The sequence below is a fragment of the Nonomuraea sp. JJY05 genome (assembly GCF_043496855.1).
GTDB lineage: Bacteria > Actinomycetota > Actinomycetes > Streptosporangiales > Streptosporangiaceae > Nonomuraea.
Map to the genome: position 1 here is coordinate 162,039 of NZ_JBIEIS010000004.1, position 20,724 is coordinate 182,762.

Sequence of the window (20,724 nt, forward strand, 5' to 3'; positions counted from 1 at the left end):
TATCGAAACGGAGCCCGCCGCGAGCGATCAGGGGTGGCCTGCCCGCCCCCTGCGAGGGAGGCGGGCAGCCCTGCTTCAGCGGACCTTCACCTGCGAGGCCGCGGTGCCGCCGCCCGGTGCCTCCCAGCCCGCCACCACCGCCGCGTTGGCGGCCAGGGCGCGGGTCAGGGGCACGGTGACGGTCGTGACGCCCTTGCGGGACACCGTGACGACGCGGCTGCCCGCCGTCCCCTGGCCGTCGCGGACGAACAGGTGCGCCTTACCGGCCGCGTTCGCCCGCAGCGTCACCTTCACCCCCTCCTGTCCGGGGCCGGCGGAGACGGCCCAGCCGCTCTCCGACTCCTTGGCCGGCGGGCCGCCCGCGAGCGGGACGTGCACCCGGACCGCCTGCTCCAGCGACTGCGGCGAGTCCAGGCTGGACAGGGCGCTGTCGGGGATCACCGGGTCGGGCACCGGCCGGTCCGCGGGCGGCTGGTAGCCGGCCAGGGAGGCCACGCCCCACCGGTACGGGTCGCCCTGCACGCCGCCCCGCGTCGACCAGCCGATCCGGGTCTGGCCGGTCTTGTCCTGGGTGTCGGAGTCGTACACGAGGATGTTCAGCCCGAGGTGGGCGGGGTCGACGGAGCCGGGGACGAGCTCCAGGGGGATCGACATCTCCACGGTGTATCCGCCCGAGGCGACCTTCGAGGCCACCCGCATGCCGGGCGCGGTCTGCTCGCCCGGGCCCTGGCGGTTGTCGGCGTCCCGCAGGAAGCACGGCGGGCCTGTCGTCGCGGACCCGGCGACATCGGGAGTCGTCGCGGACTCGGCGACATCGGGAGTCGTCGCGGACCCGGCGACATCAGAACCGGCGGTCACCGGCAGCACCGCGGCCTTGAAGGTGGTCGAGGTGTTCTCGGAGGCGCCGCGCGGGTCGAGCGTGACCTCCACCGAGTCCGTACGCCAGTGCCGCTTGCAGTCGGCGGCGGCCAGCCGGGTGCCGAGCACGTCGTCCTGCACCTGGACCAGCAGGTAGAGGGTGTCGTCGTGCCAGGCCAGCCTCGCCGTGCCGGAGCAGTCGGCCGCGGACGAGCAGGCCGTGCCCTCCCACAGCCGCGAGATGTCGAGGGCGGGACCCGGATACTCGCCGTCGCCCGCCACGCCGTCCACGGTGGGCGACGCCTGCGGTACGGAGGTCGCCGGGACCAGTTCGAGCGCCGGCTTGCTCGCGACCGCGCCGTCCACGCTGATGGTGTAGGCGTAGTCGCCGCCCTGGTTGGACGTCTTCAGCGAGGGGTCGGAGTTCGTGACGGTGAACGGCACCGTCGTCGAGGCCCCGGCGGCCAGGTCGCTGTAGGGCGCCTCCACGCGGTCCGCGGTGAACCCGGCGGGCAGGTCCACCCGCACGGTCCCCGACCTGGCGGCGTCGCTGACGTTGGTCACCACGACGCCGACCTGCCGGGACCCGCCGGAGGGCAGGGTGAGCACGGGGGTGACGATGCCGCGCAGCTGCGGCACGCCGACCTCGGAGGTCCACTTCTCGTACTGGGCGACCTGGGGGAGGAGCTGCTGCCCGGCCCGTACGGGCGGGCTGATCTCGACCTGCCGGTCGGTGTAGCCGCGGCCCCGCTCGGTGGCCAGCGTGGCCGAGACGCGCGCCCGCCCGGTGCCCGCGGCGGGGGTGCCCGTGGTGGGGGTGCCCGCGGTGGGGGTGACGGTGAACGTCGCCGTCCCGCTCCGCCCGGCGGAGAGCCTGCCCAGGTCACCCGAGCCGCTGACCTGCCAGCCCGCGGGCACGCCCAGCGTCACCGACGAGCGGCCCAGCGGCTCGCGGGACGGCGCGGTCGCGCTGACCTTGACGGTGAACGGCGTGCCGGCCCGGACGTCGAACGTGCTGGTGCGCAGCCCGAACAGGGTCCCCAGTGGGACCGCCCCGCTCGCCCTGGTCAGCGCGCCGTCGAGGATCGCCGTGGGCGCGGCCGCCGCCGCGCTGCCCGGCTCCGGGAACGGCACCCGCGAGTCCACCTGCGTGAAGAAGTCGCAGCCGAGCTGGTTGGGGTCCGACGGCACGTCGGGGAAGACGGCCCAGCCCTGGGAGGCGTACGTGCGCTGGGCGTCGCGCTCGATCGCGGCCCACGTCCTGCCCTGGGCCTGGGAGGCGCGTCCGCCCCACACGCCGTACACGTTCTGCGCGGGGTTGTTCGGGCGGAAGGTCGAGGCGCAGGACGGGCCGGTCTGGGAGGTGCCGCGCCCGCCGCCGAGCAGCAGCCGGGCCGGCGCGAACGGGCGCAGCCCCTCGCGGGTGATCTGCTCGGGGAACGCCTTGGGGTCGGCCGCCGCGTAGAACGCCTGCACGGCCAGCCGCGCCGCCTGCTGGTGGTTGCCGTGGTTGCCGGGGGAGGGCGCCGGGTCCATGGTCAGGATGACCTCGGGCCTGGTCTGGCGGACCACCCGCACCACCTTCTCCAGGGTGTCCGCGCCCCAGATCTGGTCGGTCAGCGGCGCGCTCACCGTGTAGTAGAAGTCGACGTCGTCGAGGTTGAACACCTCGCGCACGCCCGCCTTGCCGACCGCCGCCCGCTCCTCGGACTCGCGCAGCAGGCCGAGCGCCGGACCCTCCTCGGGCCCGACGGCGTTGCCGCCGCCCTCGCCCCGGGTGACGGTGACGACGCCGGTGCGCACGCGGTGGTCCTCGTTCCACTGGCCGAGCGTGGACAGGCTGAACGCCTCGTCGTCGGGGTGCGCCCCGACGAACAGCGCGTCGAGGTCCACGGGAGCGCCGTTGGTGGGGGCTGTGGAGGCTTCGGAGGGAACGGCGGGTAAAAGGGCGAGCGCGACCGTGGCGGCCAGCACCAGCGACAGGCGTTTACGCATGGGACCTCCGGAACAGTTACTCGCGGACCGCCCCTTGGAGCAGCCCGCGGACGAAGTGGCGCTGGAGGAACAAGTAGAAGATCACGACCGGGGTCGCGACGATGACGGAGCCGGCGGCCAGCAGGGTGAAGCCGGAGGTGTACTGGCCCTGGAAGAATGCCAGACCCAGCGGCGCGGTGCGCAGCGACTCGCTGGTCACCATGATCAGCGGGATGAGGAACTCGTTCCACGTCCACATGAAGACCAGCACGGTCAGCGTGACGACGGCGGGCCGGGCCGGCGGCACCAGCACCTGCCACAGGATGCGCCACGTCGAGGCGCCGTCGATGCGGGCGGCCTCGACGATGGCCCGGTTGGAGGCCCGGAAGTAGGCCCGCATCCAGAACGTGCCGAACGCCACCGACAGCGCCACCTGCGGCAGCGCCACCGACCAGAACGTGTCGATCAGGCCGAGCGAGCGCAGGTCGAAGTAGAGCGGCACCGCGATGGCCTCGCTCGGCATCATGATCCCGAGCATGAACAGGTAGAACAGCACCGACTGGCCGCGAAAGCGCATCGTGCCGAACGCGTACCCGCTCAGGATCGACAGCACCACGCTCACGACCACGACGAACGACGACACCGCCAGGCTGGTGCGCAGGTACGTCCCGAACCGCCCGATCTCCCACGCCGCCGCGAAGTTGCCCAGCCCGGAGGTGTCCCCGCTGTCGGCGGGGCCGAGCGCGGCGGCCAGGATCGACACGATGGGGAAGAGCGCGAAGGCGGCGAACGCCGACAGGATCACGTAGTTGGCCACCCGCTCGCCCCGCGAGATCACGACACCCTCCTGTCGGCGAACCGGTTGATCCCGAACGAGATCACGAAGATGACCACGGTGAGCGTGACGCCGATGGCCGCGGCCGAGCCGATCTGGCTGAGCCCGAAGGCCCGGTGGTAGACCTCGTACGACGGCACCGACGTCGAGTCGCCGGGCCCGCCGCGCGTCGTGACGTACACCAGGTCGAACGTGCGCAGCGCGGCGATCACGGTCAGCGTCAGCGCGACGGCGATCTCCCCGCGCACCGACGGCAGCGTGACCGCGAAGAACTCCCTGACCGCGCCCGCCCCGTCCAGCCGCGCCGCCTCGTACAGCTCGCCGGGGATGCGGCTCATCCCGGCCAGCAGCAGCACGGTCACCAGCCCGGTCTCGAACCACGTGCCCACCACCCCGACCGCGGGCAGCGCGAACGTGTAGTCGCCCAGCCAGCCCCGCGTCAGCGAGTCCAGCCCGAGCGCGCCGAGCAGGGTGTTGAGCGTGCCGTCGGGCGCGTAGACCCGCCGCCAGGCCACGGCCACCACGACCATGGCCACCACCTGCGGCAGGAACACCACCGTGCGGAAGAAGCCGAGGCCGCGCACCTTGGCGTGGTTGAGGATCGCGGCCAGCCCCAGCCCGATGGCCAGCGGCGCGGCCGCGTAGAACACGACCAGCACCAGCGCGTGGCCGAAGGCCGCCCGCAGCCCCTCGTCGGAGACGATCGCGAGGTAGTTGTCCAGGCCGACCCAGCGGCCGAGAGACAGGCCGTCCCAGTCGTACAGGGACAGCTGCACCGCGCGCCCGATCGGATAGAGCAGGAACGCCGCGTAGACGGCGAACGCCGGCAGCAGGTAGAGGTAGGCGACGCGGCGAGGCTCTCCCGGAGGCCGGCCCCCGGTCATCGGTGGGCTCACCCGTTGCTCTCGACGAAGGTCTTGTAGTCCTTCTCCAGCGTGGCCAGGAACTCCTGCGGGGTCTGCTTCTTGGCCAGCAGGTCCTGCAGCGCCGCGCCCAGCGTGTCGGCGAACGTCGGGGTGGCGTAGTCGAGGTACGGCACCAGCCCGTCCTTGGCCGTGACCGTGCCGAACGCGGTGAAGACGTCCTGCTGCGGCCCCGCCGGGACGCTCTGCTGCGCGGTGTCGGCCACCGGCAGGTTGCCCGTGGTGGTGAGCACCTTCATCGCGTCGGCGTTGGTGATGAAGTCGATGTACGCCGCCGCGGCGTCGGGGTTGGCGCTCTTGGCCGTGATCGCGAACGGCAGCCCGGTCCCGCCGGTCGCGACGGGCGCAGCGTCGGCCGTGGCGCCCGGCGGCAGCATGAAGCCCAGGTCCTTGTCCAGCGCCTTCTGCAGGTCGGCGAGCAGCCAGGTGCCCCCGATCAGGAAGACGCCCTCGCCCTTGCCGAACGCCTGCCACGCCGGGTCATAGCCCTGGCCGTTGAAGCCCTTGTTGAAGTAGCCCTTGTCGACCCAGCCGACGAGCTCCTCGGCGGCCTTGGTGTTCTCCGGCGTGTTCCACGAGGCGCCCTTGCGGCCGAAGGCCAGCGTGCTGATCTGGTCGGCGGGCACGCCGCGGCTCTGCACCGTGCCGAACACGTGGATGGCCGGCCACTTGTCGAGGTTGCCCAGCTGCATCGGCACCTCGCCGGCGGTCTTGGCCTTGGCCAGCGCGGCGTCGAAGTCGGCCCACGTCGCGGGCGGCCGCAGGCCGAGCTTGGTCAGCTTGGCCTTGTTGTAGAAGATGCCGACGACCTCGCCGACCTGCGGCAGGCCGTACAGGTTGCCCTCGCCGAAGATCTTGCCGTCGGCGCTGTAGCTCGAATAGCGCAGCACCGACTGCGGGTAGCGCTTCTTCCACCCGTACGCCTCGGCGTAGGCGTCCAGCGGGCGCAGCTGCCCGGCCTTGACGAACGCGCCCATCGAGGAGCGGCCGTTGTTGGCCTCCACGATGTCGGGCGGCTCGTTGCCGCTCAGGGCCAGGCGCAGGGTCGTGTTGAGGTCGTCGAAGGAGCGGCTCACCCGGTTGATCTTGATGTTCGGGTATTTCGCCTGGAAGGCGTCGTTGAGCTGCTTCATCTGGGCGGCCTGCCCGCCGCGTACCTCCTGGTCCCAGATCGTGAGGGTGACGTTGCCGAGCGCCGCGGCGTCGGTGCGCACCGCGGAGGCGGAGGGCTGCGCGGAGGTCGCCGACGGCGGGGCGGAGGATCCGGGGGCGCACGCGGTCACGGCAAGGGCGCTGGCGGCGAGCACCGCGAGCGCTCGGAGCGGGGGGTTCATGGTGTTACTCCTTTTGCGCCGGCACGCGAGGCGTGTCGGGGCCCTCGTCCTCGGGTTGGTTCGGCCGCGTGGTGGAAACCTTGGGGCCGACGTCGGCGTACCGGGCGATGGTCGCGGCCGCGCGGCGCACGGCGCCCACCGGCACGGCGGGCACCAGCTTGTCGAGGAAGGCGTAGCGGCGGGCCAGCGAGTTGCCGTAGGCGCCGCTGTGGTCGGCCGAGTCGCGGACCTCGTGCCACCAGTCGGCGATGTCGCCCCAGCCGGGCGCCGCGAGCGAGCCGCCGAACTGCTGCACCGCCAGCGCCGCGCACAGCTGCGCGAACGCCAGGCGGTCGGACAGCGGCCAGCGCGACAGCGTGCCGAGCACGAACCCCGCGCCGAAGACGTCGCCCGCGCCGGTCGGGTCGAGCGCCGTCACCCGCGGAGCGGGCACGAACGCCTCCTCGCCGTTGACGGAGTCGATGGCCATGGCGCCGTTGGCCCCGTCGGTCACCACGGCCACGGGCACCTTGTCGGCGATCGCGTAGAGCGCGTCGCGCGGGGTGTCGGCGCCGGTGTAGGCCATCGCCTCGACCGCGTTGGGCATGAACGCGTGGCAGAGCGCGAGCTGGTCCAGCAGGGATGCCGACCAGGCCCCCGAGGGGTCCCAGCCCACGTCGGCGAAGATGAGCGAGCCGTCGCGGCGCGCCAGCTCGGCCCAGTTGCACGGGCTGTCCGGCGAGTCGAGCGGATCGTCGGTGGACAGCGTCACGATCACCGCCTTGGACTGCGGCGGCTTGCCGATCATCTCCGAGGCCGGCAGGGGCGAGGGGTGGCCGTGCGTCACCATGCTGCGGTCGCGGTCGACCGCCATGGAGACCGTCACCGGCGAGTGCCAGTGCTCGAACCGCCGCGACCTGGACAGGTCCACCGACTCCTGCTCCTCGAGCGTGCGCCAGCAGAAGTCGCCGTAGTCGTCGTCGCCGAACGCGGCGGCCAGCGAGGTGCGCAGGCCCAGCCGGCTGGTCGCGATGGCGAGGTTGGCGATGCCGCCAGGGCATGAGCCCATGCCCTCCGCCCAGATCTCGGTTCCGGCGGCGGGCATCGCGGGCAGACCGGTGAAGACGATGTCCAGAAAGACCGTGCCCGCCAGGAAGACGTCGAACTGCGGCCCCTCCGGGGTGCGCTCGGCGGCGAGAGGGTCGTAGACCTGATTAGACACGGGAATGAGTCCTCCCCGACACATATCGAGATGTGCGCAATCTTGCACGTTTGCTCGCGCACTTCAAGTCTTCCCCTGAGAGTTTTTGGTCAAAGCTGCATACTCCTGCGCGTTTTTGACTGATAGACTCGCGCCGTGCTTCAGCGCCTCAGGCATGCCGAGATCATGCGCCGGGTCCGACTTTCAGGCGCCACCAGTGTCAGCGATCTCGCCAGCCAGCTCGGCGTGAGCCCGTCCACCATCCGCAGGGACCTCGAGGTGCTCGACCGCGACGGCACGCTGCGGCGCGTCCGCGGCGGGGCCCTGCTCCTCGACGGCGAGGTCAGCGTCGACGCCGACGCCGACCGGCCGTTCGCCGAGGTGGCCGAGGTGGACGAGCTGGACAAGGAGGCGGTCGCGGTGCGCGCCGCCGAGCTGGTCTCCGACGGCGACGTGGTCCTGCTCGACATCGGCACGACGACGATGCGGCTGGCCCGGCGGCTGCGCGGGCGCCGCGTCACCGTGGTCACCTCCAGCCTGGCCGTGCTCGACGTGCTGCGCTCCGACCCGGAGGTCGAGCTGCTGCTGCTCGGCGGCATGGTGCGCCGGCCGTACCACTCGCTGGTCGGGGTGCTGACCGAGGCGGCCCTGAGCCAGGTGGTCGCCGACCGCGTGTTCCTGGGCGCCAGCGGCGTGCGGCCGGACGGGCAGCTCGTGGACACCACGCTCGCCGAGGTGCCGCTGAAGCGCGCCATGATCGCGGCGGCGGGCCAGGTGGTGCTGCTCGTCGACCGGCACAAGTTCCCGGGCACCGGCGCGCTGCGGGTGTGCGGGCCCGACGACATCGATGTGATCGTCACCAACGAGGGCGCCGACGAGGCGACGCTGCGCACCTGCGCCGCCGCCGGCGCCGAGGTCCTGCTCACGTGAAAGGGTATCGATGAAACTGGCCGTTCTCGGGGGCGGCGGCTTCCGGGTCCCGCTCGTGTACGGCGCGCTGCTGCGCGAGACCGCCAAGCCGCGCGTGGAGCAGGTGGTCCTGTACGACGTGTCGCCGGACCGGCTGGAGGCCATCCGGCACGTGCTCGGCCAGCTCGCCGCCGGGCACGACGACCCGCCGGAGGTCCTGACCACCACCGACCTGGACACCGCGCTGCGCGACTCCGCGTTCGTCTTCTCCGCCATCCGGGTCGGCGGCCTGGCCGGGCGCACCGCCGACGAGCGGGTCGCGCTCGACCTGGGCCTGCTCGGCCAGGAGACGACCGGGCCCGGCGGCATCTCCTACGGCCTGCGCACCGTCCCGGTCGCGCTCCACGTGGCCGAGCGGGTGGCCGCGCTCGCGCCCCAGGCGTGGGTCATCAACTTCACCAACCCCGCCGGCATGATCACTGAGGCCATGCGGCAGGTGCTCGGCGACCGTGTGATCGGCATCTGCGACTCCCCGATCGGCCTGATCCGCCGGGCCGCCGTCGCGCTCGGGCTCGACCCGGCGCGCGTGTCGCCCGACTACGTGGGCCTCAATCACCTCGGCTGGCTGCGCGGCCTCACCTATCAGGGGCGCGACGTGCTGCCCGACCTGCTGGCCGACGAGGCGGCGCTGCGGCAGGTGGAGGAGGCGCGCATCTTCGGCGCCGACTGGGTGCGCACGCTGGGCGCGCTGCCCAACGAATACCTGTACTACTACTACTTCACCCGGGAGTCCGTGGCCGCGATCTCCGGGCAGACCCGCGGGGAGTCGCTGGTCCGGCAGCAGGACGACTTCTACGCCGCCGTGCGGGCGCGTCCCGAGGAGGCGCTGGCCGAGTGGGTCAGGGCGCGCAGGCTGCGCGACGAGTCGTACATGGCCGAGGCCCGCGAACCCACCTCCGCGGGCGCGCGTGACGCCGCCGACCTGGAGGCCGGCGGCTACGAGGGCATCGCCCTGGCCCTCATGGCCGCCATCGCCCGCGGCGAGCCGACGTCCATGATCCTCAACGTGCGCAACGGCGCCGCAGTGCCGGGGCTGCCCGCGGACGCGGTCGTCGAGATCCCGTGCGCGGTGGACGGGGCGGGCGTCCGGCCGCTGGCCACCCGTCCCTTGCCCGGTCGCTTCCTCGGCCTCGTGCAGCAGGTGAAGGCGGTGGAGCAGGCCGCCATCGAGGCCGCCGCCTCCGGCTCGGCCCGGCTGGCGGTCGAGGCGTTCGCGCTGCACCCGCTGGTCGACTCGGTCGCGACGGCCCGCAAGCTGCTCGACGGCTACCGGGCGCGCATCCCCGAGCTGGCCGCCGTCATCCCGGGCTCCTCCGACGCGGGATAGCGCTTTCACGCCGGATACGCCGGGCTGCTCCGGTGCGGGCCAGCGCCCTCTCACGCCGGTTATCCCGGGCTCCTCAGGCGCGGCCAGGGCGCTTTCACGCCGGTCACGCCGCGCCGGCCGATTCGAAGAGCCGCAGCTCGCGCCCGGGGCGGCACACCAGCTGCAGCCCCACCGGCAGCCCGTCGAACGTGCCCGCGGGCACGGTCAGCGCGGGCAGGCCCAGCACGTTCCACAGGCTCGTCATGGACAGGAGCGCAGGCCGCACGGCGACGGTCCGGCCGTCCACCTCCGTCTCGCGCTCCAGGAGCGGCGGGGCGATGATCGGCACGGTGGGCAGCGCCAGCACGTCGTGCCGCTCGAACAGCGCCGCCGCGGCCTCGGCGAGCCGGGACCGCGCGGCCACGGCCGCGACGTAGCGCCAGCCGGGTATCTCGGCGGCCACGCGCAGGCGTTCGAGCAGCTCGGGGTCGAACAGCTCGGGCGCCCGCGCCAGCCGGTCCGCGTGCACGGCCACGGCCTCACAGCTCTGGATCACCGTGTACGTCTCGCGCAACTCCTCGCCCAGCCCCGCCCGCAGCCGCACCTCCTCCAGCCCCGAGCGGGACAGGCGGGACTCCGCGGTCGCGCGTACCGCGTCCACCACGCGCGGATCCCCGTCGAACAGCTCGGACGGATCGAGCCAGGCCACCCGCGCGGGACCGGGGTCCTCTCGTAACTGGGCGGAGGACAGGCAGCGGTAGGCGAGCAGGCAGTCCCGCTCGTCACCGGCCAGGACGCCGACGTGGTCGAAGCTGCGCGCCAGGGGGAACACGCCTTCAGCCGAGATCGCCCCGTACCCCGGCTTGAACCCGGCGATCCCACAGAGAGCCGCCGGGATGCGGACGGATCCCCCTGTGTCGGTGCCGAGCGCGAGCGGCACCAGGCCCGCCGCCACGGCCGCCGCGCTGCCGCCGCTGGAGCCGCCCGACATGCGCGCCGGGTCCCAGGGGTTGCGCGACGGGCCGTTGGCCGAGCGGTCGCCCGTGGGGCCGTACGCGAACTCGTGGGTGGTCGTCTTGCCCACGACGACGGCTCCCGCGCGGCGCAGCCGGGTCACGGACTCGGCGTCGGTGTCGGCGACGTAGCCCGCGAAATGCCGCGAACCCATGGTCGCGGGCAGCCCCGCGACCATGAACAGGTCCTTCACACCCACCGGCACGCCGTGCAGCGGGCCCCGGTAGGTGCCCGTGTCCAGCTCGGCGTCCGCCCGCCGCGCCGCCGCCAGCGCCCCGTCGGCGTCCACGGTGACGAACGCGCCGAGCGCGGGGTCGCGCTCGGCGATGGCCTCGAGCGCCTGCTCGACGAGCTCGACGGCGGTGGTCCGGCCTTCGCGCAGGTCCTGGGCGAGGCTCGTGATGGTGCGGCCGGTGAAGGGGCCGGGGAAGAGCGGCATGGGATCCTTTCGGACGGTCCTCGGCTGAGGATCCCACTGAACACCACGCACATCGGACGTTCCAGGCCAGGCAAGCTCGGCGGATGTCTACGCCGCCGCCCGCCGCTCGTGGCTGGTGTCCCTCGGGAGGGAGTGGACTGCGCCCGATGCCGTAAGTCCCGCCGTCCGTGGCAGAGGTCCCTGGGAGGAGGGGGCTGGTCCGAAGGAGCCGCGGTCGCTGATGGGGCCGCGGCCCGGACGATGGTCCATCGTCCGGGCCGCGGGTCCCCGGGAAGGGCCGGGCCGGGTGATGGCTCGGCGGATGGTGCCGGGGCAGGTGAGGCGGATCGGCGTACCGCGCCCGGCCGTGGATGTGCCGGGTGTGGCAGGCGCCCCGCGCTTCGCCGGTGGGCGAGGTGCGCGATGGGCGCTGGGCCGGGCACGGCGAGGGGATGGACCGTGCGGGGCCGGGCTGAGGTGGTGGGCCGGGGTGGCGGGCCCGGGTGGCGGGTCGGGGCAGCGGGTCGGGGCGGGGGGCCGGGGGAGGGGTGGGTGCGTCAGCGGGTGGTGCCGAGGCGGGCGGAGAGGCGGGTGGCGAGGCGGTCCAGGGAGAGGTTGATCAGGATGAAGATGGCCGCGATGAGGATGGCCGCCGGGATGGTGTTCTTGAAGTTGGCGGCGATCCCGTTCAACCCCCGGTTCACCAGCTCGTCGAAGCCCACGATGAGCCCCAGCGCCGAGTCCTTCAGCAGCACCACGAACTGGCTGACGATGGCCGGCATCATGGCCCGGAACGCCTGCGGCAGCAGGACGAGGCGCATCACCTGCCCCTTGCGCATGCCGATGGCGTGAGCCGCCTCGGACTGGCCGCGAGGCAGGCTCTGCACCCCGGCCCGGATGATCTCCGCGATCACCGAGCCGTTGTAGAGCGTGAGCCCGAAGACGACGGCGGCGAAGGCCGAGATGTTCACGCCGATGAGCATGTACGAGCCGAAGAAGGCGAAGAAGATCAGCAGCAGCAGCGGCACGGACCTGAAGAACTCCACCACCGCGGCCGCGGGCACCCGGATCCACCGGTGGTCCGACAGCCGGGCGGTGGCGAAGAGGAAGCCGAACAGGCCCGCCAGCACCACCCCCGCCACGGCCGCGCCGATGGTCCCGGCCAGCCCCGGCAGGATGAACGTGGCCCAGACGTCCCCGCGCAGCAGCGGCGTCCACTTGTCGGCCGACCACTGGTCCTTCGCGTCGAAGCGCACGTAGACCACGTACGCCAGCGCCAGCAGCACGAGCCCGACGATCCCGGCCAGCAGCCGGTTGCGCCGGATCCCGCGGGGCCCGGGGGCCTCGTAAAGGTTCGCGTAGCTCATCGCGCCACCGCCATCCGCCGCGACAGCCAGCCGAACAGCAGCCCCATCGGCAGGCACAGCAGCACGAACCCGGCGGCGAAGCCGAGGAAGATCTCGAGGACCTGGTCCCCGTACGTCTCGATCATCTCCCGCATCCGCACGGACGCCTCACCCACTCCGACCACGAGCGCGATCGTGGTGTTCTTGGTCAGCGCGATCATGATGCTGCCCAGCGGCGCCACCACGGCGCGGAACGCCTGCGGCAGCGTGATCAGCCCCAGCGTCTTCGTGAAGCCCAGCCCGAGCGACCGGGCCGCCTCCGCCTGCCCGACCGGCACGGTGTTGAGCCCCGACCGCAGGGCCTCGCAGACGAACGCCGATGTGTAGGCGGTGAGCCCGATGACGGCGAGCCAGAAGTTGTTGGTCGCGATGTCGTCCGACAGCTCCACACCGAGCTGCGCCCCGACACCGAGGCCGGTGAACATCAGCACCAGCGTGAGCGGCGTGTTGCGCATCATGGTCACGTAAAAGTTGGCCGCGCCGCGCAGGGAGGCCAGCGGGGCCACCCGCATGGCGGTCAGCAGCGTCCCCAGCACGAGGGAGCCGAGCGCGCTGACCGCCGTCAGCCGTATCGTCATCCAGAACGCGGCGAAGATCGTCTCGCGTTCGAACAGCAGCGCTTCCATGGATCAGTAGCGCTCCAGCTGCGGGGCCTGCGGGAGCGTGAAGCCGGAGGCGCCGACGCTGGCCTGCAGCGCCTTCGTCCAGCTGCCGTCGGAGAACATCTTCTCCAGCGCGTCGTTGATCGCCTTGCGCCCGGCCGTGTCGTCCTTCTTCAGGCCGATGCCGTACTTCTCGGTGCTGAACGGCTGGCCGACCACCTTGAGCTTGCCCCCGTACTGGGCGGCGTAGCCGGCGAGGATGACGTTGTCGGTGGTGAGCGCGTCGAGCTGGCCGCCGAGGACGCGGTCCACGCACGCCGAGTACGTCCGCTCCTCCTGCAGCTGCACCTCCTTGGCGTACTCCGCCTTGACCTTCTGCGCCGGGGTCGAGCCGGCGACCGAGCAGAGCTTCTTGCCGTTCAGCGTCTCGGGCCCGGTCAGCGCCGTGTCGTCGGCCCTGACCAGCAGGGCCTGCCCGGCCACGAAGTACGGCCCGGCGAAGGACACCTTCTGCTTCCTGGCGTCGGTGATCGAGTACGTCGCCACCACCATGTCCACCTGGCCCTGCTCGATGAACGCCTCGCGGTTGGCCGACACCGTCTCCTTGAACGTGACGTCCTTGGCCTCCACGCCGAGCTGCTTGGCCACGTACTTGGCGACCTCGATGTCGAACCCGGCGAAGCTGCCGTCGGGCGTGCGCAACCCCAGCCCCGGCTGGTCGGCCTTGACGCCGACGACCAGCTTCTTGTCGTTCTTGGCCTTGTCGACGATCGAGGCGTTGCTGGCTTCGGCGCTGCCGCAGGCGGTGGCGGTGGCGGCGAGCGCGACCACCGCGAAGGTCGCGTAAAGGGACCTGCCGAACATATGACGGCTCCTTAGTGAGTGAGGATCTTGGCGAGGAAGGACTGGGCGCGCTCGCTGTTCGGGGCTCCGAAGAACGCGTCGGGGGTGTTCTGCTCGACGATCTCGCCCTCGGCCATGAAGACGACCCGGTCGGCCGCGCGCCGGGCGAAGCCCATCTCGTGGGTGACGACCACCATGGTCATGCCCTCGCGGGCCAGCGAGGTCATGACGTCGAGCACCTCGTTGACCATCTCCGGGTCGAGTGCCGAGGTGGGCTCGTCGAAGAGGATCGCCTTGGGGTCCATGGCCAGCGCGCGGGCGATGGCCACCCGCTGCTGCTGCCCGCCGGAGAGCTGGGCGGGGAACTTGGCGGCCTGGCCGCCGATGCCGACCCGGTCGAGCAGTTCCTGGGCCCTGCGCACGGCCTCGGCCTTCGGCCGCTTCAGCACGTGGACCTGCCCGAGGACGACGTTGTCCAGGACGGTCTTGTGCGCGAAGAGGTTGAAGGACTGGAACACCATGCCCACCTCGGCGCGGAGTCTGGCCAGCGCTTTGCCCTCAGCGGGCAGCGGCGTACCGTCCAGGGTGATCGTGCCGGAGTCGATGGTCTCCAAGCGGTTGATCGCCCGGCACAGGGTCGACTTGCCGGCGCCGGACGGGCCGATGATCACGACGACCTCGCCCTGCCGGACCTTCAGGTTGACGTCCCTGAGCACATGGTGGTCGCCGTAGCGCTTGTTGACCTGGTCCAGGACGATCAGGTCGGCCTCGGTCATGCGTCACGCTCCTTGTCTCGGTCAGCGATGGCGTAACCGTAGGAGCCGTATGTGTCACCGAAAGGCTTGTGCGCGTTCTGCTCAGTGATTGGCCGATCTGAATGCGATCAGGGTCAGGGTGTCGCGGGCCTGGAGGAGTCGGACGTCGCGCCGGAGACGGCGATGGTGTCCTTGTAGGCGCGGTCCCACTGCCCGTCGCGCAGCCAGCGGGCGATGAGCCCGTTGAGGTAGTCGCGGAAGACGGTGTCCTCCTTGCGCACCCCCATCCCGTACGGCTCGCGCCCGAACGGCTTGAGCACCAGCCGGAACAGGTCAGGATGCTGGTCGAGCAGGCCGAGCAGGATCGTGTCGTCGGTGCTGATCGCGTCGACCCGCCCGTTCATGAGCGCGGGCACGCAGATGCTGTAGCCGTCCACGACCTCCACGGTCGCGCCCGGCACCTGGGCGCGCAGCCGCTCGCTGGAGGTGGAGCCCTTCGCCGTACAAACGATCTTGCCGTCCAGGTCGGACACGTCGTTGATGGTGGTGTCGGAGACCCTGACCAGCAGGTCCTGCCCGGCGTAGTAGTACGGGTCCGTGAAGGTGACCAGCTGCGCGCGGGCCGGAGTGATCGAGTACGTGGCGATGACGAGGTCCACCACGCCCTGCGAGATGAAGTTCTCCCGCTCCCGGGAGACGGTCTCGACGAAGCGGATGTTGCGCTCGCTGCCGGTGAGGTCCTTCGCGATGAGCCTGGCGATCTCGGCGTCGAAGCCGGTGATCCGCCCGCCGGTGGGATCCTTGTAGCCGAACATCGGCTGGTCGAACTTGGTGCCCACGACGAGGACGCCCCGCTCCCTGATCCGCGCCATCGTGGAGCCCTCGGGGAAGGGGTTGTCGCTGCCGCACCCGGCGGCGGCCAGGCAGAGCAGGACGGCGAGCAGCGCCCCGAGCCCTCTCATCGCACTCGATACCGGTGCTGGGGGCGACCGGTCGGCCCGTACTTCGGCCGGCCTTCGAGCAGCCCGCGATCGGCCAGATGTTCCAGGTAGCGGCGGGCGGTGGCGCGGCTGACGCCGATCATCCCGGCCAGTTCGTTCGCCGACACGTCCTCCGGGACAGCGGCCAGCGCGTCCAGCACGGCCTGCTCGGTCGCCGCCGAGATGCTCTTCGGCCGGACGCCCTGGTCGAGGTGGAGCGTGCGGAAGATGCGGTCGATCTCCTGCTGCTCGGCGAACCGGTCGCCCGACTCCAGCTGCTCGGCCGTGGCCGCGTAACGCAGCAGCGTCTGCTCGAGCGTGCCCGCCCGGGTCGGCTTGACCAGGTAGTAGAGGGCGCCGCGCTGCATGGCCGCGCGTACCGTGGCCGACTCCTTGCGTCCGGAGATCACGATGATGTCGATGGGCGGCTGCTCGGGCCGCCGCAGCCGGTGCGCCACCTCCAGCCCCGGCAGGTCGGGCAGGTGCAGGTCCAGCAGCACCAGCCGGGGCGCGAAGCGGCCGGCGGCGGCGAGCGCGGCCTGTCCGGTGTGCGCGATCCCGACCACTCTGAACCCGAGTACTCTGTTCACCTGCGCGTGCAGGGCCGCCGTGACGACCGGGTCGTCGTCCACGATGAGAACGGTGATGTCCCGCGGCTCAGGCACCGCCACTCCTCGTCCAGGTGCAGTTTTTACAAATCAGAGTGAGCTTAGGCAGGTTTTGTTACAAACGCTCAAGTTTTGCGCGTTCTGCTCACCGTGATCCGCCGCCAATGGCCTCTTCCTCTTAATCTGTAGCCGAACCGACAGGAAGGGAAGGACGGACGCCGGTGAGATGGGTGCTCGCGGTGACTGCCCTGTGGACGCTGCTCGGCCTGCTGCCCCTGGCGCTGCTGACCTCCTCCAGTATCTCCCTGTCGGAGAACGCCGTGCGCGACGAGGTCGACGACCGGGTCAGGATCACCGCCTCGGTGAGCCGGGTCGTGGTCGAGCAGCAGATGGGCTCCCTGGAGCAGCTCGTCACCGCGTTCGCGCAGCGGCCCGGCATGCGCGACACGGTGGAGCACGCCACCCCCGAGGCCATGCGCACTCACCTCGGAGAGCTCAAGGAGCTGCGCGACGGCATCAGCGGGCTGATCCTGGTCTCGTCGGAAGGGCGCATGCTCGGCGCCGAACCGAAGACCGTGCTGCCCCAGGACCTCACCGCCACGGACTGGTACCGCGCCGTGCGCGACCGGCGGGCGGCCCACATCTCCCAGGCGTACACGCCCACGATGATCGACGTGTCCAGGGCGGTCGCGGTGGCCGCGCCGATCCCGAGCACCGACGGCAAGCGCATGCTCGGCATCCTCGCCGTCGTCTACAGCCTGGACGCCATCCAGGAGTTCGCCAAGGAGGCCGCCGAGGCGCAGGACATCCAGCTGCTGATCACCGACCGGGCCGGCGTGCTCGTCGCCGACCCCCGCAGGAAACTGCTCGCGCTCACCTCCCTGCGCGAGGACCCCCGGGTGGACGCCGCGCTCGACGGCCGCACCTGGAACGGCATGTTCAGCGGCGTCGACGGCACCGTGCTGTCGGCGTCCGAGCCGATTCCGGGCATCGGCTGGACGGTCACCGCCGAGGTGTCCGCCGCCGAGGCGCTCGCCTCGGCCGAGCGGCTCAGGACGAACGTCATGACCGTCGCGGCCCTGCTGGCCCTGCTCATCCTCATCGGCCTGGGCCTGCAGATCCACACCACGCGCGGCCGCCGCCGCGCGCAGGCCACGCTGGCCAGGTACGCGGCCGAGCTGGCCGCAGCCAGGGACGAGGCGGTCAGCGCCTCCAGCGCCAAGTCCGAGTTCCTGGCCAAGATCAGCCACGAGATCCGCACCCCGATCAACGGCGTGCTCGGCATGAACTCCCTGCTCATGGGCACCCGGCTGGACGACGAGCAGCGCCACTACGCGACCACGGCCCAGGAGTCGGCCCAGAACGTGCTGCGCCTGCTCGACGACTTCCTCGACCTGTCCAGGATCGAGGCGGGCCACCTCCAGGTCGACGCGGTGCCGTTCGACCTGCCGCGCCTGTGCGACGAGGTGGTCGCGCCGTTCGCGCCGCACGCGTACGAGCAGGGGCTCTGGCTCACGCTGCGGCTCGACGACGGCGTGCCCCGGCAGGTGGCGGGCGATCCCGCGCGGCTGCGCCAGATCCTCACGAACCTGGTGGGCAACGCGCTGAAGTTCACCGTCCAGGGCGGGGTGGACCTGCACGTCGCCCTGGAGGAGGGCGAGCCGGGCGACGCGCGGGCGGTGCTCAGGTTCGCGGTCGCCGACACCGGGATCGGGGTGGGGCCCGACGACCGGGAGAAGGTGTTCGGCGTCTTCCGGCAGGTCGACTCGCCGATCACGCGCAGGACCGGCGGCAGCGGCCTGGGGCTGGCCATCGGCCGGCAGCTCACCGAGCTCATGGGCGGGGAGATCGGGCTCGACAGCGTGGAGGGCGTGGGCAGCCGGTTCTGGGTGCGCCTGCCGGTGGACGTGCTGACCTGGTCGGAGCCGTCGGTCGAGGCCCTGCAGGGCAGGCGCGCGCTCGTCGCCGACCCGCGGCCCGAGGACCGCGCGCTGGCCGTGCGGTTCCTGGCGGGCGCCGGGCTCGACGTGGAGGAGACCGCGGACTCCGCCCTGGAGCTGCTGCGGGCCGCCGCGGCGGGCGGGCGGCCGTACGAGCTGGCGGTCGTCGCCCTCGACCTCGGCACCGACGCCGAGTCGACCGCGCACGTGATCCTCACCGACCCGCTGCTCCAGGCCACCAGCGTGGTCGTGGTCGTCACCCCCGGGCGTTCGGGCTTCGCCTGGCCCGGCGCCGTGGGGGAGCGGGCCGTGCAGTCGATCACCCGGCCGCTGAGCCGCCGCCGCCTGCTGGCCGCCGTGGAGAACGCCCTGGTCACCGCCGAGCTCCCCGGAGAGCCGCGCGAAGGCGTGGAGCTCGCGGGCAGGGACGGCGGCGCGCGGATCCTGGTGGCGGAGGACGACGAGGTCAGCCGCCAGGTCGCGATGCTCGTGCTGCGCCAGGCCGGGCACGAGGTCGAGGTGGTGGACGACGGTGAGCAGGCCGTGCGCGCCGTGCTGGCCGGAGGCTACGACCTGGTGTTCATGGACTGCCAGCTGCCCGTGCTCGACGGGCTGGCCGCGACCGAGGAGATCAGGCGGCGCGAGGACGCGCACACCCCGATCATCGCGATGACCGCGGCGGCGATGCCGGACGACCGGATCCGCTGCCTGGCGGCCGGGATGGACGACCACCTGGCCAAGCCGGTGGACTGGCCGCGCGTGCTCGCCAGCATCCCGGAGTGGGCCGCCTACTCCGGCCTCCCGCCCGAGCTGGTGGGCCTGTCGTCGGAGGCGCTCGCCGACGTGGCGGAGGCGTACCTGGCCACCGCCACGCGCACGTACCAGGAGCTGCGGCAGGCGGCGCAGGCCGGCGACGTGGCGGAGGTGGCCGCGCTCGCGCACCGGCTCAAGGGCAGCTGCGCGACCGTGGGGGCGGCCCGCGAGGCCGAGCTGTGCCGCCGCGTCGAGGACCGGGCGCGTACGGGCGCCGTGGACAGCGAGCCGCTCGACGAGCTGGGCGAGCTGCTCAAAGTCACGCCGGCGTGGATGAACAATCCGTAGCCACTTGTTAACACCTGGGAAATTTGTCAACGTTAGTGTCGCGCTGTTCCAAGTCGTGTTTCTTTGTAGTGATTGGAGGGTTGATGGCTGATTCGTCTGGTGAGCCCAGTCCAACGACCACCCCCAGCCCGACGTCCTCCCCGACGCCGACCCCGTCCCCGACGGGCACCCCCACGGGCACCCCGACCCCCACTCCCACGGGCACCCCGACCCCCACCCCCACGGGGTCCGCGAGCCCGACCCCCACCCCGTCCCCGTCGGGCACGCCCACCCCGCGACCCACCCCGACCCCCTCTCCCACGCCGACCCCGACGCCCACCTGGTCGCCCGTTCCGACGCCCACCTGGTCGCTCACCCCTCCGGCGCAGGAGCCGTCCCCCAGCCCCGCCCCGACCCAGGAGCCGGTCCAGCGACCGAACACCCCCGGCGCCGGCCTGAAGATCGACTGGCCCTCGATCCGCCGCCTGGCCAGGCTCTTCGACAAGACCGGCGACGACGTCGTGGCGCTGCACCGCGGCTCCACCTCGCTGGCCACCACCTCCGACCTGGTCGGCGGTGACGAGGACGGGCGCGCGTTCGCCGAGTGGTACAGCGACGGCTACGACTCGCTCACCGAGGCGATGCGGCGCATCGCCGACAAGAACTTCAGCTCCGCCGAGAACTTCCGCGACTTCGAGAAGTTCTGGGACTTCCTGGAGCAGGAGATCATCAACACGCTGCCCAAGATCCCCGACCTGCCCGAGCCGCCGATCCCGCAGGCCCCGCCGCTCAAGGAAGGCGCCTGATGTTCGACCCCTTCCAGGCGCTGGCCTGGTTCGCCGACGTGCACGTGCCGGTGGCCGACGTGAGCAACCTGCGGGACCGTGCCAAGGCGCTGCGCGCGCTGGCCGCGTCCATCGGGAAGGTCGCCCACCAGACCGGCGCCGGCGTCGCCGAGGCGCGCAAGGCGAACGACAGCCGCTCGGTGGACCGCTTCGCCGACGTGTGGCCGAAGGAGCTCGCCCCCCGCTACGCCGCGCTCCAGGAGGAGCTGCTGGAGCTGGCAGCGGGCTGCGAGGAGTACGCCGACGCCGTGGAGGAGCACCGCGAGCAGCTGCGGATCATCGGCACGTACCTCGCCGCCATGGCCTTCACGATGATGTTCGGCTTCGTCTATCCCGCGGCCAGGGTCGCGGCCGAGAAGGCGTTCAGATGGCTGGTGTCCCGGGCCAAGCTTGAGCGCACGATCTTCCAGAAGATCACCAAGCTGATCCTGGAGACGCGGATGGGCAAGCGCCGCGTCGGCAACTACTTCGTCCGTGAGGGCCTCGACGCGCTGGCCGACTCCGTGCTGTGGACCGTTCTGAAGACCGGCGTGCACGCGGGCAGCTCGGCGGCCACGGGAGCGCCGACGGGCAACCTCTGGGAGTACGCGGGCAAGCACTTCGCCGCCGAGATGGCCTACAACGGCGGCATCAAGGCGCTGAGCGACGTGCGCAGGTTCTTCCCCGCCACGAAGGTCACCGAGACGCTGCTGGGCTCGGATCCCGCGGGCAAGTTCTTCCGCCGCACGCTCTCGGCCGCCACCATCTACCCCCTGGTGGCCGGCGGCTCGATGTCGGAGCAGGGAGCCCTCCGCTCGGCGCTGGCGCACGCGCCCAGAGCCTTCATCTTCAAGCGTTGAGTAAGTGAGGAACAC

Annotated in this window: 17 protein-coding genes; 5 read left to right on the plus strand and 12 right to left on the minus strand. The window is 72.0% G+C overall.

The features are described from left to right. Positions 1-75: 75 nt before the first annotated feature. The 5 genes from ACFKCF_RS06820 to ACFKCF_RS06840 are packed head-to-tail and all read right to left on the minus strand — an operon-like array spanning position 76 to position 7,125. Positions 76-2,853 (minus strand): sugar-binding protein, encoded by a 2,778-nt coding sequence (locus tag ACFKCF_RS06820; protein ID WP_394491764.1) that lies wholly within the window; start codon positions 2,851-2,853, stop codon positions 76-78. Between the two features lie 16 nt (positions 2,854-2,869). Next, on the minus strand, positions 2,870-3,670 hold the full coding sequence (locus tag ACFKCF_RS06825) for a carbohydrate ABC transporter permease (protein WP_394491766.1): 801 nt from the start codon (positions 3,668-3,670) through the stop codon (positions 2,870-2,872). Then, positions 3,667-4,551, minus strand: coding sequence for a carbohydrate ABC transporter permease (locus ACFKCF_RS06830; RefSeq protein ID WP_387560012.1), 885 nt, complete (start codon positions 4,549-4,551; stop codon positions 3,667-3,669). Before ACFKCF_RS06830 ends, ACFKCF_RS06825 begins: the two co-directional genes overlap by 4 nt. An 8-nt stretch (positions 4,552-4,559) precedes the next feature. Continuing rightward, complete coding sequence (locus tag ACFKCF_RS06835) at positions 4,560-5,924, minus strand: extracellular solute-binding protein (protein WP_394491769.1); 1,365 nt, start codon at positions 5,922-5,924, stop codon at positions 4,560-4,562. Positions 5,925-5,928: 4 nt separating this feature from the next. Next, positions 5,929-7,125: a carbohydrate kinase family protein gene (locus ACFKCF_RS06840; protein WP_394491771.1), complete on the minus strand. Its 1,197-nt coding sequence runs from the start codon at positions 7,123-7,125 to the stop codon at positions 5,929-5,931. 135 nt (positions 7,126-7,260) lie between these two features. Here ACFKCF_RS06840 and ACFKCF_RS06845 point away from each other — a divergent pair, with 135 nt between their 5' ends. Further along, positions 7,261-8,034, plus strand: a complete 774-nt coding sequence (locus ACFKCF_RS06845; RefSeq protein ID WP_394491773.1) for a DeoR/GlpR family DNA-binding transcription regulator — start codon at positions 7,261-7,263, stop codon at positions 8,032-8,034. A 10-nt stretch (positions 8,035-8,044) separates the two neighbouring features. Continuing rightward, the gene (locus ACFKCF_RS06850; RefSeq protein ID WP_394491775.1) at positions 8,045-9,400 is read left to right on the plus strand and encodes a 6-phospho-beta-glucosidase; all 1,356 of its coding nucleotides are present in this window, start codon (positions 8,045-8,047) and stop codon (positions 9,398-9,400) included. 103 nt (positions 9,401-9,503) lie between these two features. Here the strand turns inward: ACFKCF_RS06850 and ACFKCF_RS06855 are convergent, their stop codons facing one another. The 7 genes from ACFKCF_RS06855 to ACFKCF_RS06885 all read right to left on the minus strand — a co-directional run bounded on the left by ACFKCF_RS06855 (position 9,504) and on the right by ACFKCF_RS06885 (position 16,062). Further along, positions 9,504-10,832 (minus strand): amidase, encoded by a 1,329-nt coding sequence (locus ACFKCF_RS06855; protein WP_394491777.1) that lies wholly within the window; start codon positions 10,830-10,832, stop codon positions 9,504-9,506. Between the two features lie 536 nt (positions 10,833-11,368). Next, positions 11,369-12,178 (minus strand): amino acid ABC transporter permease, encoded by an 810-nt coding sequence (locus ACFKCF_RS06860; RefSeq protein ID WP_394491779.1) that lies wholly within the window; start codon positions 12,176-12,178, stop codon positions 11,369-11,371. Then, positions 12,175-12,843, minus strand: coding sequence for an amino acid ABC transporter permease (locus ACFKCF_RS06865; RefSeq protein ID WP_394491781.1), 669 nt, complete (start codon positions 12,841-12,843; stop codon positions 12,175-12,177). Before ACFKCF_RS06865 ends, ACFKCF_RS06860 begins: the two co-directional genes overlap by 4 nt. A gap of 3 nt (positions 12,844-12,846) precedes the next feature. Continuing rightward, positions 12,847-13,683, minus strand: a complete 837-nt coding sequence (locus ACFKCF_RS06870) for a glutamate ABC transporter substrate-binding protein (protein WP_394491783.1) — start codon at positions 13,681-13,683, stop codon at positions 12,847-12,849. A gap of 11 nt (positions 13,684-13,694) precedes the next feature. Beyond that, positions 13,695-14,438: an amino acid ABC transporter ATP-binding protein gene (locus ACFKCF_RS06875; RefSeq protein ID WP_364849568.1), complete on the minus strand. Its 744-nt coding sequence runs from the start codon at positions 14,436-14,438 to the stop codon at positions 13,695-13,697. A 113-nt stretch (positions 14,439-14,551) separates the two neighbouring features. Next, on the minus strand, positions 14,552-15,379 hold the full coding sequence (locus tag ACFKCF_RS06880) for a glutamate ABC transporter substrate-binding protein (protein ID WP_394491786.1): 828 nt from the start codon (positions 15,377-15,379) through the stop codon (positions 14,552-14,554). Then, entirely contained in the window at positions 15,376-16,062 is a 687-nt protein-coding gene (locus ACFKCF_RS06885) for a response regulator (protein WP_394491788.1), read from the minus strand. The genes ACFKCF_RS06880 and ACFKCF_RS06885 overlap by 4 nt, the downstream gene beginning before the upstream one ends. A gap of 164 nt (positions 16,063-16,226) precedes the next feature. On the opposite strand from ACFKCF_RS06885, the gene ACFKCF_RS06890 reads away from it, so the two are divergent. The 3 genes from ACFKCF_RS06890 (at position 16,227) to ACFKCF_RS06900 (ending at position 20,709) form a co-directional block, all read left to right on the plus strand. Then, the gene (locus ACFKCF_RS06890; protein WP_394491790.1) at positions 16,227-19,046 is read left to right on the plus strand and encodes a response regulator; all 2,820 of its coding nucleotides are present in this window, start codon (positions 16,227-16,229) and stop codon (positions 19,044-19,046) included. A gap of 83 nt (positions 19,047-19,129) precedes the next feature. Next, positions 19,130-19,831, plus strand: a complete 702-nt coding sequence (locus tag ACFKCF_RS06895) for a hypothetical protein (protein ID WP_394491792.1) — start codon at positions 19,130-19,132, stop codon at positions 19,829-19,831. After that, a complete protein-coding gene (locus ACFKCF_RS06900) occupies positions 19,831-20,709 on the plus strand; it encodes a hypothetical protein (RefSeq protein WP_394491793.1) in 879 nt (292 codons plus the stop codon). Before ACFKCF_RS06895 ends, ACFKCF_RS06900 begins: the two co-directional genes overlap by 1 nt. Positions 20,710-20,724: the final 15 nt, after the last annotated feature.

Bases quoted from the DNA above. Each gene is read 5' to 3' on its own strand.
- ACFKCF_RS06830 (WP_387560012.1), bottom strand. From the start codon at position 4,551: ATGACCGGGGGCCGGCCTCCGGGAGAGCCTCGCCGCGTCGCCTACCTC.
- ACFKCF_RS06875 (WP_364849568.1), bottom strand. From the start codon at position 14,438: ATGACCGAGGCCGACCTGATCGTCCTGGACCAGGTCAACAAGCGCTAC.
- ACFKCF_RS06860 (WP_394491779.1), bottom strand. From the start codon at position 12,178: ATGAGCTACGCGAACCTTTACGAGGCCCCCGGGCCCCGCGGGATCCGG.
- ACFKCF_RS06820 (WP_394491764.1), bottom strand. From the start codon at position 2,853: ATGCGTAAACGCCTGTCGCTGGTGCTGGCCGCCACGGTCGCGCTCGCC.
- ACFKCF_RS06865 (WP_394491781.1), bottom strand. From the start codon at position 12,843: ATGGAAGCGCTGCTGTTCGAACGCGAGACGATCTTCGCCGCGTTCTGG.
- ACFKCF_RS06870 (WP_394491783.1), bottom strand. From the start codon at position 13,683: ATGTTCGGCAGGTCCCTTTACGCGACCTTCGCGGTGGTCGCGCTCGCC.
- ACFKCF_RS06850 (WP_394491775.1), top strand. From the start codon at position 8,045: ATGAAACTGGCCGTTCTCGGGGGCGGCGGCTTCCGGGTCCCGCTCGTG.
- ACFKCF_RS06895 (WP_394491792.1), top strand. From the start codon at position 19,130: ATGGCTGATTCGTCTGGTGAGCCCAGTCCAACGACCACCCCCAGCCCG.
- ACFKCF_RS06835 (WP_394491769.1), bottom strand. From the start codon at position 5,924: ATGAACCCCCCGCTCCGAGCGCTCGCGGTGCTCGCCGCCAGCGCCCTT.
- ACFKCF_RS06900 (WP_394491793.1), top strand. From the start codon at position 19,831: ATGTTCGACCCCTTCCAGGCGCTGGCCTGGTTCGCCGACGTGCACGTG.
- ACFKCF_RS06855 (WP_394491777.1), bottom strand. From the start codon at position 10,832: ATGCCGCTCTTCCCCGGCCCCTTCACCGGCCGCACCATCACGAGCCTC.
- ACFKCF_RS06880 (WP_394491786.1), bottom strand. From the start codon at position 15,379: ATGAGAGGGCTCGGGGCGCTGCTCGCCGTCCTGCTCTGCCTGGCCGCC.